At 31.7% G+C, this 12,278-nt stretch carries 10 protein-coding genes; 6 read left to right on the top strand and 4 right to left on the bottom strand.

The genetic code is table 11. From position 1 onward, the window contains the following. The first annotated feature begins 27 nt into the window (after positions 1 to 27). Genes EQ921_RS03845 through EQ921_RS03830 form a run of 4 tightly spaced genes read left to right on the top strand, consistent with a single transcriptional unit; the run spans position 28 to position 3,416 of the window. Positions 28 to 537 (top strand): hypothetical protein, encoded by a 510-nt coding sequence (locus EQ921_RS03845; RefSeq protein WP_128330627.1) that lies wholly within the window; start codon positions 28 to 30, stop codon positions 535 to 537. 23 nt (positions 538 to 560) lie between these two features. Continuing rightward, a complete protein-coding gene (radC, locus tag EQ921_RS03840) occupies positions 561 to 1,238 on the top strand; it encodes a DNA repair protein RadC (RefSeq protein WP_128330626.1) in 678 nt (225 codons plus the stop codon). A gap of 17 nt (positions 1,239 to 1,255) precedes the next feature. Further along, a complete protein-coding gene (locus tag EQ921_RS03835) occupies positions 1,256 to 2,506 on the top strand; it encodes a polysaccharide deacetylase family protein (RefSeq protein WP_128330625.1) in 1,251 nt (416 codons plus the stop codon). Further along, the gene (locus EQ921_RS03830) at positions 2,499 to 3,416 is read left to right on the top strand and encodes a hypothetical protein (protein ID WP_128330624.1); all 918 of its coding nucleotides are present in this window, start codon (positions 2,499 to 2,501) and stop codon (positions 3,414 to 3,416) included. Before EQ921_RS03835 ends, EQ921_RS03830 begins: the two co-directional genes overlap by 8 nt. A 31-nt stretch (positions 3,417 to 3,447) precedes the next feature. On the opposite strand, the gene EQ921_RS03825 is transcribed toward EQ921_RS03830, so the two are convergent. Then, positions 3,448 to 5,469 (bottom strand): M3 family metallopeptidase, encoded by a 2,022-nt coding sequence (locus EQ921_RS03825; protein WP_128330623.1) that lies wholly within the window; start codon positions 5,467 to 5,469, stop codon positions 3,448 to 3,450. A 77-nt stretch (positions 5,470 to 5,546) separates the two neighbouring features. Continuing rightward, positions 5,547 to 6,239, bottom strand: coding sequence for a metal-dependent hydrolase (locus EQ921_RS03820; RefSeq protein WP_128330622.1), 693 nt, complete (start codon positions 6,237 to 6,239; stop codon positions 5,547 to 5,549). Between the two features lie 85 nt (positions 6,240 to 6,324). Here EQ921_RS03820 and EQ921_RS03815 point away from each other — a divergent pair, with 85 nt between their 5' ends. After that, positions 6,325 to 6,924 (top strand): porin family protein, encoded by a 600-nt coding sequence (locus EQ921_RS03815; RefSeq protein ID WP_128330621.1) that lies wholly within the window; start codon positions 6,325 to 6,327, stop codon positions 6,922 to 6,924. A gap of 30 nt (positions 6,925 to 6,954) precedes the next feature. Continuing rightward, positions 6,955 to 8,364, top strand: coding sequence for a hypothetical protein (locus EQ921_RS03810; RefSeq protein WP_128330620.1), 1,410 nt, complete (start codon positions 6,955 to 6,957; stop codon positions 8,362 to 8,364). Between the two features lie 40 nt (positions 8,365 to 8,404). Here the strand turns inward: EQ921_RS03810 and EQ921_RS03805 are convergent, their stop codons facing one another. Next, on the bottom strand, positions 8,405 to 8,767 hold the full coding sequence (locus tag EQ921_RS03805) for a carboxymuconolactone decarboxylase family protein (RefSeq protein ID WP_128151366.1): 363 nt from the start codon (positions 8,765 to 8,767) through the stop codon (positions 8,405 to 8,407). A gap of 105 nt (positions 8,768 to 8,872) precedes the next feature. After that, complete coding sequence (locus EQ921_RS03800) at positions 8,873 to 12,247, bottom strand: hypothetical protein (protein ID WP_164875570.1); 3,375 nt, start codon at positions 12,245 to 12,247, stop codon at positions 8,873 to 8,875. Positions 12,248 to 12,278: the final 31 nt, after the last annotated feature.

Here is a 12,278-nt window from a genome sequence, read left to right as displayed (position 1 = left end):
TTTTTGTTTAGACTTTAATTCTTTCTGATGGACAGCACTTATCTCTTATTATTTATAATTATCATACTAGTTGTAATTGGTGGCTTTTTTTTAATCATACACCGTTTTTTACAATCTGAAAAAGAAAAACAAAATTTTGAATTACGACTCAAATATTCTGAAAACTTATTACCTTCCAAATTGCAGGCATATGAACGCATGGCTCTTTTTTTAGAAAGAATACGTCCTTCTTTTTTAATAAGAAATATCTCAGCATCCGGAAATGTCGAAAATTATGAATATTTACTTATTGAAACCATTCAAAAAGAATTTGAACACAATCTGGCTCAACAGATTTATGTATTCCCTAAGACATGGGAAATTATTTTATCTGCTAAAAATGCTACCCAATTACTTATCAAAGAGGCTGCCCGATCTCTGGATAAACAAAGTCCCGCTGAAAACCTTCAGCAGGAGATTATTAAAAGCTCTTTAAATGAACAGTCGTCTCCATCTACAACAGCTCTATTATATTTACAAAAAGACATTCAAGGATGACATAATTTAATAATAAATCAATTATGAACATAAAATCTCTTGCTTTAGATGAAAGACCCAGGGAAAAGCTTTTAAGTAAAGGCAGAAATTCACTGTCGGATGCAGAACTTTTAGCTATTATCATTGGAAGCGGCTCGAAAGAAGAAAGTAGTATTTCTCTGGCTCAAAGAATTTTAGTTTCGGTTAATAACAACTGGAATGAGCTTGCTAAATTATCCATTCAGGATTTATGTAAATTCAACGGCATTGGAAAGGTAAAAGCGATTGAAATAATAACTTCACTGGAAATAGGCAGAAGAAAAGCATTACAAGAAGCTTTAAAACGAAAAACCATATCATCTTCCAAAGATGCCTTTCAAATTATTCATCCTATTATAGGGGATAATACTGTTGAGGAATTTTGGGCTATATTTCTGACCAGATCCAATAGTGTTCTACGTACCGAAAAAATTTCTCAGGGAGGAATTACAGGAACGGTCGTAGATTCCAGGCTAATATTTAAAATGGCTTTGGAATTAAATGCCGTCTCATTAATAATCTCACATAATCATCCTTCAGGAAACATTCATCCCAGTAAATCCGATTTAGACATTACAAAAAATATTAAAGAAGCAGGTAATTTATTAAACATTAAATTAGTCGATCACCTTATAATCACTCAAACTTCCTATTATAGCTTTGCGGATGAACATATTTTATAAAAACTAAAATTAAAGCAATGATTCTGATTTATGTTCCCGAAATTACTCCAAGAATTAAATACATCTTTACGTTTATTTTCGAACATATTTTAGAAAACCCTATCCAAATTACTGATAATCCCCACTTCTTTACAACTCAAACATCGACCAAATTCTCATATTGTCAACATCCATTAGCCGATGAAATACATATTCCCTGTAAGCACTTGTTATTTGAAAATGGTATAAGGGAACAAAATACAGAAAAGTTATTAAAAGATCCTTTTGCCTGGAGCTTTTATCTTCTTTCCAGATACGAAGAGTATTTACCTTATGAAAAAGATTCACATAACCGGTTTTCTTACCAATCTTCAAATGCAAAAAACAATATTGATATTTTAGCTCCCTGGATTGATCTGTTTGCTTATGAATTAGCTGAAGATCTTAAAATCTCCGCTAACATGAATGATCATGTTAATAGAAAATTTAAGTTTTGTAATACTATAGACTTAGATCATCCCTGGAAATATAAGCATCATTCCATAATCAGAATTTCAGGTTCAATAGCAAAAAAATTAGTACGGGGTAATTTTAAAATTTTAAAGGATCAACTCAGGGTATTATTGAACTTAAAAAATGATCCATATTTTATTTATAAAAAAATATCTGGATTAAATATACCTACCACTTATTTTATACCTTTTGGCGGGAATGGAAAATATGATACTAATCATTCTCCTAACAACTATCATTATAAACAGTTAATTTTAAAATTAAATAATAAACCAAATACTTATCTCGGAATTCATCCCAGTTATTTTTCTAATTCTAATGCTAAAACTTTAGAAAATGAAAAACTTGGTTTGGAACATCTGATAAATCAACCCATACTACGTTCCAGACAACATTATATTATGTTACAGATACCTCAAACGTACCATAACTTATTAACATTAGGCATTAAAGAGGATTATACTATGGGTTATCAGGATCATGCCGGATTCAGAGCCGGAACCTGTACTCCTTTTTATTGGTTTGATCTGACAAAAAATAAGGTCACTGAATTAAAAGTATATCCATTTTGCATTATGGATGTAACTTTGAAAAATTATATGAATTTATCTGTTAAAGAATCTAAAGTGCTGATTGATGAATTAATTAAATCTGTACGTTCAGTCAACGGACACTTTATTTCTATTTTTCATAACGATAGTATTTCAGGCTATGGAGAATGGAAAGATTGGGAAACACTCTACGATTATCTGATTGAAAAATGTAAAAATGATTAAGAAATTCTCCCACAAAACGATTGATAAAAAGGTTTACGGCCTTGCATTGGAAAGCACTAAGAATTATATGGTTTATGCGGAATTATGGTTTTTGGATATAGTTTCTCCAGATGGATATGATATATGGATATTAAATGATTTTGAAGCCATAATGCCTGTACCATACCAAAAAAAAGTAGGATGCAAATTTGTAATTCAACCTCCTTTTTGTCAACAGTTAGGAATCTTTTACAAAAAATCTATTTCCATCAATGATTTTTCAGCTTTATTTTCAAAATTAAACCAATATAAAGTACGAAATTATCACTTTAATGAGGATAATACTCAATACTTTAAAAATGAAATGCCTGTATTATTCAGAACCAACCAAACATTATATTTAAATAAAGACTATTCAGAACTTTATAAAAAGTTTAATAGCAACCGTAAACGTGAAATAAATAAACTACAAAGGTTAGCAGATTTTAAAGTAACTGAAAGTTTTTCTATAGATGCAATTTTCAAAATTGTTAACGATAATGAAGATATTTTTCCCCATAGAAACAGATTACTTCTTCGTAAGCTATTAGAAACTGCTGATCATAGGAAAAAACTATATTCTTTTTTTATTATACCTGATTATAAAGACTCTCCAATCACATGTCTTATCCTGATAAAATCCTGTAATAGAGTTATCAGTCTTTTACCTTTACGTGCAAAAAGTACTTTTAAAGGAACTATCAGTTATTTATATGATAAATTATTTAAACAATTTTCAAACTCTCCTATCCTCTTCGATTTTGAAGGATCCGAAATATCCGGAATCTATAATTTTAATAAAAGTTTTGGAGCTGAAAACATAACTTATGCCAGCTTTACAAATTTTAAATGGTTTGAAATTCTAAAAAAAATCAGAAATTCAAACCATTAATTTATTTGAGTTTTAAACTATTTTAGTTTAGCTAAATTAAACCTGCCCTTTTTAAAAGAGCTTCCGGCTGAGGTTTTCTCCCTCTGAAAGCTACATAAAGTTCCATAGGATCTTCGGTACCTCCCTTACTTAATAAAGTTTTAAACTTTTCAGCTGTTTCTTTGTCAAAAATTCCCATTTCCTGAAAGAAGCCAAATGCATCGGCATCTAATACTTCTGCCCATTTGTATGAATAGTATCCTGCTGCGTACCCTCCCTGAAAAATATGTGAAAATGAGGCACTCATGGCTGTTTTATCTATAGTTGGATATAATTGGGTTTTAACTATCTGATTTTTTTCAAAACCTTCCACAGAATCCGAGATATCTAATTTATTGGTATGATAAGCCATATCTAGCAATCCAAAACTAATTTGCCTTACTGTTTGATATCCTTGCATAAAATTGGCAGATTCTACAATTTTATCTATTTTTTCTTCACTAAGAATTTCCCCGGTTTGATAATGTTTGGCAAACGTTTTTAAGAATTCTTTTTCAAAGCAATAATTCTCCATGAACTGCGAAGGTAATTCAACGAAATCCCAGTAAACATTTGTACCGGATAAAGATTCAAAAGTAGTATTTGCTAAAATACCGTGCAATGCATGTCCAAACTCATGAAATAAGGTAGTAACTTCTGTAAATGTTAATAAAGAAGGTGTTTCATCGGTAGGGCGTGAAAAATTACATACTATGGAAACATGGGGTCTTATATTTTCCTGCAACGTTTTATATTGACCTTTATAAGATGTCATCCATGCTCCGGCACGTTTTCCTTCTCTTGGAAAAAAATCTGTGTAGAATAAAGCAAAATGTTTTCCTTCTTCGTTCAGTACTTCATAAACATTTACTTCCGGATGGTATTTTTGTATATCATTTCTTTCTACAAATTGCAAACCGTACAATCGTTTAGCTGCATCAAAAGCCGCATCTAAAACCTGATTTAAAGGAAAATAAGGTTTCAATTCTTCTTCTGAAAGAGAAAATTTTTGTTCTCTCAGCTTTTCTGAATAATAAGCATGATCAAATGGCATAAGTTCCTCAATACCATCTGATTCTGCTAATTTTTTAAGCTCTTCAATCTCAGATTCTGCTTTGGGTTTTGCTTTTTCAAGCAAATCATTTAAGAATTCGATTACCATATCCGGATCTGAAGCCATCCGTTCCTGCAAAACCAAATCAGCATAGGTTTTAAACCCTAATAGTTTAGCTTTATCTTCCCGTAACTTAACAATTTTATGAATTACAGATTCATTATTATATTCATTATTTTTAAATGCTTTTTGTGAAGATGCCAAGTAGATCTTTTCCCGCAAATTCCGGTTTTCTGAATATTTTAAAAATGGTACGTAGCTGGGAAACTGGAGTGTAAAAACCCAGCCGCTTAAGTTGCGATTTTCAGCTTCCAGTTGTGCCATTTTCTTAATTGATTCAGGAATACCTCTTAAATCTGCTTCTTCTGTTATATGAAGTAGATAATCATTGGTTTCCTTTAATACATTTTGTCCAAATTGTATACTTAAAACCGAGAGTTGATTAGATATATCTCTTAGTTTTTGCTTATCTTCATCAGATAGCAAAGCCCCATTTTTAATGAAATCTTTATACGTTTTATCTAATAAGCGATGTTCTTCCTGACTCAATTTAGATTTGAGGGTTGATTCGTAAACAATCTTTACTCTTTCAAACAGTTTTTCATTAAATATAATATCATTACCAAATTCTGTAAGCATAGGAGATATCTCCTGAGCAAGATTTTGTAAATAATCATTGGTTTCTGCAGAGTTTAGATTAAAAAAAACAGAAGAAATTATGTTTAGTTTTTTTCCTACTTTTTCCAATGCTACAATGGTGTTAACAAAGCCTGGAGGAGCTGAATCCGTAGTAATTTCTTCAATCTCTGTTTTTGCTTCTGCAAGAGCTTGTTCTATTGCAGGTTTAAAGTCTTCCTGCTTAATATTTTCAAAGGGCACGCTCTGAAAGGGCGTATCAAATTCTTTTAATAAACTATTCATTGTCGTTAGTAAAATAAAGCCGTTTAATTTTAGATGATAAACGGCAAAAATACATATTTATATTTGAGTTATAAAAACTATACAAATGTGTTTACATCAACCGTTCCTCCTATGGGAAGAAAAGTCAGGTGTTTTTCTTCGGATAAAAACAAATGCTGCGCTTTATCTTTATTTACTCTGATAGCGGGAAAAGTATCGTAATGTGACGCTATGGTATTTCTTGTATTTACAAATTTTGAGGCAGCTACTGCATCGTATACTCCCATAGTGTAATTATTGCCTATCGGAAGAACTGCTACATGAATATATCCATACACATACGGTAATAGTTTCATATCCATGGTTAATGCTGTATCTCCTGCATGATAAATCACTTTTCCATCCATTTTCATTAGGAAACCACAAGCAAGTCCACCATAAGAACCATCGGGAAATGATGAACTATGAACTGCCGCCACCATTTTTACTCTTCCAAAATCAAACTTTTTAACTCCTCCTATATTCATGGATATTACCTTAAATCCTAATTTTTCATAATGGGAAGCAATTTCTGCATTGGCAAGAATAGTTGCATCATTGTTTTTGGCAATAGTTTCCACATCCAAAATATGGTCGAAATGAGCATGGGTTAAAAATATGTAATCAGCTTTTATCTGATTAATATCTATATCTTTTGCCAGCTCATTACCGGAAATAAAAGGATCAATGATTACTTGTGATGACGAAGTCTTGTAGCCAAAGCATGCATGGCCGTAATATATTATTTCCATTTTGGTTTTTATTAATTTTATATCTATATCAAATGTAATAAATAATAATTATCTTTGAAAAAATTTGAAGGAAAACATTTCATTTATGATTAAAAAATTGTTTGTTATCAGCCTGCTTTTAGTTAGTATAAATGCTTTAGCCCAAATTAATTTAGGGGTAAAAGGAGGAATGGCTTTCGGATATTCCGGGAATTTGAAACAAACAATAACCGATATTAAAGAAAGTAATGCTAAAAATAATATAGGCTGGCATTTGGGAGCATTTATGCGGATAAATATTTCTCACTGGTTTTTACAACCTGAACTATATTATTCTGATATGAAAACAGAATTTAATTCTTACTCTGAAGGAAATTTTGCCTCCCACTCTCAACGGCTTGACATTCCTGTTTTAGCAGGCAGAAAAATTTTAGGAATAGGCCGAATTTATGCAGGTCCTGTTTTCTCTTCTTCTCTAAGTGAAAAAATCTCCCTGAACCATATTGAAAAAACGAAAACTGACGATTTTGCTTTAGCAGGGCAATTGGGAACAGGTATAGATCTATCATCTTTAACTTTCGATGTTCGATACGAATTTGGATTTACTCAAAGTCAAACTAATTTTGTTAATAAGTATACGAATCAGGAGTTTAAAATCGAAAAAAGACCCAATTCTTTAGTTGTTAGTATAGGATATAAATTTTAGTAATGGTACACCTCATTTAAATAAAATAAAATGAAAAAAATATCTTTATTTTGTACGTTGTTGTTTTTTACAGTTTTAATTTATTCATGCCGTGACGATTATAAATTTGATTCTGCTTCACATCCGCTCAGATTCTCCAAAGATACGGTTATGTTGGATACTGTTTTTGCAGAAAACCGTTCGGAAACTTATGTATTAAAAGTTTACAATCAGCAAAACGAAGATGTAACAATTCCACGTATATACTTGGAAAAAGGGAGCTCATCGCAGTTTAAGATTAATGTAGATGGTATTGCAGGAAGCTCCGTGAATAATAACAGCTTTGAAAATGTTCCTTTAAGAGCTAAAGACAGTTTATATATTTTTGTCGAAATAGCACCGAATGCTATTACTTCTACTGAAGCCTTGGCTGATGAAGATTTACTTTTTTCAACAGTTGGTAGTTTACAAAAAGTAAAGCTCTTGTCACTTGTTGAAAATGCTGATTTTTATTTTTCAAAGTCCGGAACCCGGGAAATATCTTCCGATGTTACCTGGGATAATTCAAAGTCTAAAGTGATTTACGGAAATCTTAAATTTACTCAAGGAGCCAAATTAACTATAAAGGAAGGAACCCGTGTGTATCTTCACAAAAATGCAAATTTAATTATTGATGAAGCAAGTAGCTTGGCTATTGAAGGTAAATTAGGAAACGAAGTTACTATCCGTGGTGATCGCCATGATACGAAATATGATTCCCTTCCAGATAACTGGAACCAAATCAAGTTATCTTCGGGTTCAACTGCTTCTATTGATTATGCTATAATAAAAGGCGGAAATACTGGTCTTTCTCTTGATAAAAACGCTACTGTAAGCATTTCTAATACACAATTATTCAATTTCAGAACTGCGGGTATTTATTCAGCCGGTGCTAAAATAACCGGTTCTAATGTTGTAATAAACAATTGTGGTTCTGCTGATTTATATTTAGAAAACGGTGGTACCTATGATTTTACTCATTGTTCTTTTGGCAATTACTGGAATCTGACGGCAGGTAATGCATATTCTCTCTATTTATCAAATTCCTATAACCAATCGGGAGCAACTGTTTATAATGCTTTAAATGCTATTTTTAAAAATTGTATTTTCTGGACACTTCGTGCAAACAGTATTGCAATGAATAAAAATTCAAATGCTGAATTTGTGTATAGTTTCGATACAAATATAATTAAAAACGGAACTAATGGCTTAGTTATAGATAACGACCCCTGTTTTAAAAACATCCTTGTTAATAAAGATCCTCTTTTTTATAGAACAAACTATTCCAATACCCTCCTACGCCTGAAAGAAAATTCTCCTGCTCTGGGTATTGCCAATACGATATATTCTAATCTGGTACCCAATGATATCAACGGAGTTTCAAGAATTACTTCTCCTTCGCTAGGAGCTTATCAAAAGTAATGAAATAGTTTATACTGTTTTTTAAGCTGTTTGTAGTTTTTTAAAAAACGGATTTTGCAATTTTAAGGGCCTCAGTAACCTTAGGAAAGCCTACATAAGGTAAACAATGCAATATAACATCAACAATTTCCTGAGGCGTTAGTCCAACGTGTAAGGCTCCTTTGATATGACCTTCAAGTTCTGCTTCCACTCCTCCTTGAGTTAAAAGACTTGTAATTGTAACTATTTGTTTGGTTTTTAGCGAAATACCTTCTCTTGAATATATTTCACCATAGGCAAATTCCGTAATGTATTTAGCAAAGTCCGGATTCAGGTTTACCATATCACTCAGATTTTTACTTCCAAAATCACCATAGATAGCCTTAATGTTTTCCAACCCTTTTTCTTTGTAATCTTCTGCCATTTTAATAAAGTTTTAAGTTATTAAATACAAAAATACAGAATATATTTACACTGAAATCCTGTATTTTGTATTTTAAATAATATGTTACTGTTTAAACGGGAATAATCAAAAATTGGCTCTTAATTGAACGCTTCCTGTATGTATAGTTTTGGATTTTTCATTTTTACGACCATCATAAATTACATTTAAGGTAAAAGTAGCACTCAGCTCTCTTTGTATGTATGCTTTCCAAACCATATTTTTACCATCCAGCAAGCCTTCCATCATTTGATTTGCAACCATAGAATAATTGTTGCCTGTTAAATCATTTTGTATATAAGAAAATGTACCATTTAATGAGGTTTTTCTTTCATCATTCCATCGTAACTCAATACCGGCCTGTTTCCAGATAAGTTTTTCATCTCCTGTCCTATTTTTCTTATTTTGATATTTGAAAAAAGCACTGGCACTGATATTTTTCTGAATTTCATAAGTTACGGAAGGATGTATGCCATAACTTTCGATAGTAAAACGCTTGGTGGAAAAAAGCTGGGAGTAACTTTTATCGTTCATAAAATTGTTGCGCAATCCGAATATCCATGAATTCCAGGGTTTATAATTAATCAAAACCTGATAATTCCTATTATCACGTGTTTCTTTCCCGGTATAAACATATTGTGTATTGTCACTTTTAATAAACTGTAATACTCCTGTCCACTTATGAATACTTAAACGGTTAAAAGATAAATTTCCTGTTACACTACGAACCTGAGTCAATAATTCTTTATCAGAAAATGGATTTAATTCTGCTGTTTTATTTTTTTTCCAAAAGGTAGAATATGACTGAAAAGAAGATTGGAAATTTACCCTTTCCCACCACAGGGCCTTCATAAATCTTGAAGGATTCAGCTGTAATGTAAAGTTTAACCTGTTACGATTTGATTTTTGATATTTTATATTGTCTGTATAAACTCTGATATATTGTGCCTGATCACTGAATTCAGCTATTTCGAATTCATCGAGCTCTTCTATTCCGTTTTGATTATAATCCGTCCATTTGTAAATTCCCTGACCGTCTGTAACCTTTACATATTTGAACTCACGTTGAGCTTCCTGTCCACTAGACAATTCATATAATGCATTTAAGATAATACCATTATTTAAAAATAATTTATTCCAACGGATAGCTCCCAGTGCATAGTTTTCATCTTTTTGGTTTTGATATATATCTTTATTATAGTGTACTTTTCGGTAATGAGCTTCGACACTCAAGCTATGGTTTCCGGTTTTAATAAGCTGGGTATTTAAAACAACGCCATAAGTATTAGTAAAATTCTTCATATTACCGATTCGCACTGAATCATCGGAACGCATGTATAATTTCAGCTGTGTAACCATACGAACACTGTCTAACGAACCATAGACATATAGTTCCCTCCACGAAAAACTTGCCCGGCTGTATTGAGATGTTATTTTATCCTTTATCTGATTATGTTCACCTTTAAATCCTAAACCGGATTTAAAAATATTGAATCTTTTGTTTATCTCTGAAGCATGTTTTACATAATCAGATTTTAAACTGTCTTTGGCTGTCGTATGCAAATAACTCCATTGAGTAAATATGTGTGTTGAATTACTTTTAAATTCAGCAAATAAATCATTTTTATATCCTTTATAGAAGTTCTGTTCTTCCAGATAATTTAATGTATAATTTATAGTCCAGCGTTTATGAATAACATTTTTCCAATCTAACCTGAACTTATTTTGGTTTCTGTTGTTAAACTCTTGTGATATATTAAAATCTCTTCCAAACTCAACATTATTAATTCGCTCAAGTATATAAAAATTCTTTTGCAAAAAAGCATGTTCCAAATGTAATTCGCTCTTCCACCTTTCTCTGGTTATCTTTTTATCTATATAAAGCCTGCTGGCAAAGCCTATGTTTTCGGAATTACCTATAGATGAAAATGTGTTTTCATCTCGGTTACTGATTGCTAAATTTACTCCTACTTTACCGTTTTCAAACCTATACTCTGAATTGGATGAAAAGATTTGTGTTTTTTGAGGAGGTATGAGTTTGGTAACCGGCTCGTAATCACCTTGTAAAACATTATTTACAGGAGGAATATATTCATAAACTCTTCCGTTTACAGGTAATTGGACAATCCGGTAATTCCCTTTATTGGCTCCCATATAAGAAAATGAAAGTGTATATAGAATTTCGGAACTATCAGTAGAATATTCGTATATACTTATCCCTTCCCAATCTATTTTCTTATATAAAATTTTGTTGGGATCATAATCTGTTATTACTTCATTGACAGCAAACATTCTATCTTGATCGTTACCTGCCTGACTAAGTACTATTTTCTGAGCATCGGTTAAATCCTGGTTACTGTTTTTACCATCTGTTTCTGAGAAAATATGAGCATTAAAACTAAATCTTTCAGATTCATATTTTCCTCCTGCATAAAATAAAAAACGATTGTAGGTTGTGGTATTATAAATATATTCTACTACAATCCGACTACTGGCAGCTATATAGCTTCTCGAAGTAAAGGTTAACTCTCCTGTGTTATAATTAATGATATAGTCTTTATCTTCACCTCTGACTAAGAGAGCTCCATTAATATAAACTTTTTCAGAGCCGGATATGACTATGATAAACAATTCCCCTTGTTTTCCTTTTAATTTGTATGGTCCCTGATTTCCTTCCACTCCATTGAACTGCATTCTGTTAAACTCTCCTCTTGATAAGGACCCAACAGCATATAAATCTGTATAGGAATTTTTATGTTCTAACCGTGTTCCTATTTGTATACCTGTAATTTTTCTGGAAAAATTTGCAAAATAATCTGAAGACTGAACTAAATCCAAATGTCCGGCCCGAATGTATGAAGCCTTATTAGAAAGCTCTATATAAATTTTGTCGAATTCATCAAGCCTTTGAGTATATCCATCTGACTGTATAGGAATATTATGATCGGAAATTGCAGCTTTAATTCGTATGTCTTTACTCAGCTGTCCTGACAGTTCCAAATCCAGAGATGATTGTACTGAAGCACTTTGATTATTACCGAAAGTTATTCCCCTTACCATTGATCCGGAGCTAGTTAAACCCTGAAAAAAATCATTTTTCTTTTTTCTTTCAGCTGTTATTTCATATAATTTGCGGGGTTTATTTAAGGTTACAATAAGATTTGTATCTTTGGAGTATACTATATTTTCTTTTTTTACAGGGAAAATATAATACCCAATGGTCAAAGTTTGATTGAGCAAAGAATGATCTACTTTTAGTAAATTCGCAGAAGAATCAAATTTATAAAGATTCGGAAGAACTGCCTGACCCAAACTATCCTTAATATTGATTTGTCCGGGAATAATGCTGAGTGTATCAAGGACTATGAGACTATCCTGAATCTGCAAAGTTTTAATCCTGAAATTTGAATTTTTCCAATCAATATCCTGTGCATGGAAAATTAATCCCACGAACATAAACATAACTATGAATATTGATTTATTTTGCAATTTT

It is taken from the genome of Apibacter sp. HY039 (assembly GCF_004023655.1).
Lineage (GTDB): Bacteria > Bacteroidota > Bacteroidia > Flavobacteriales > Weeksellaceae > Apibacter > Apibacter raozihei.
Note: the sequence above shows the minus strand (reverse complement) of the source record. Positions and strands in the feature narration are given on the sequence as shown.

Bases quoted from the DNA above. Each gene is read 5' to 3' on its own strand.
- EQ921_RS03820 (WP_128330622.1), bottom strand. From the start codon at position 6,239: ATGGAAATAATATATTACGGCCATGCATGCTTTGGCTACAAGACTTCG.
- EQ921_RS03845 (WP_128330627.1), top strand. From the start codon at position 28: ATGGACAGCACTTATCTCTTATTATTTATAATTATCATACTAGTTGTA.
- EQ921_RS03815 (WP_128330621.1), top strand. From the start codon at position 6,325: ATGATTAAAAAATTGTTTGTTATCAGCCTGCTTTTAGTTAGTATAAAT.
- EQ921_RS03830 (WP_128330624.1), top strand. From the start codon at position 2,499: ATGATTAAGAAATTCTCCCACAAAACGATTGATAAAAAGGTTTACGGC.
- EQ921_RS03805 (WP_128151366.1), bottom strand. From the start codon at position 8,767: ATGGCAGAAGATTACAAAGAAAAAGGGTTGGAAAACATTAAGGCTATC.
- radC (WP_128330626.1), top strand. From the start codon at position 561: ATGAACATAAAATCTCTTGCTTTAGATGAAAGACCCAGGGAAAAGCTT.
- EQ921_RS03835 (WP_128330625.1), top strand. From the start codon at position 1,256: ATGATTCTGATTTATGTTCCCGAAATTACTCCAAGAATTAAATACATC.
- EQ921_RS03800 (WP_164875570.1), bottom strand. From the start codon at position 12,247: ATGTTTATGTTCGTGGGATTAATTTTCCATGCACAGGATATTGATTGG.
- EQ921_RS03810 (WP_128330620.1), top strand. From the start codon at position 6,955: ATGAAAAAAATATCTTTATTTTGTACGTTGTTGTTTTTTACAGTTTTA.
- EQ921_RS03825 (WP_128330623.1), bottom strand. From the start codon at position 5,469: ATGAATAGTTTATTAAAAGAATTTGATACGCCCTTTCAGAGCGTGCCC.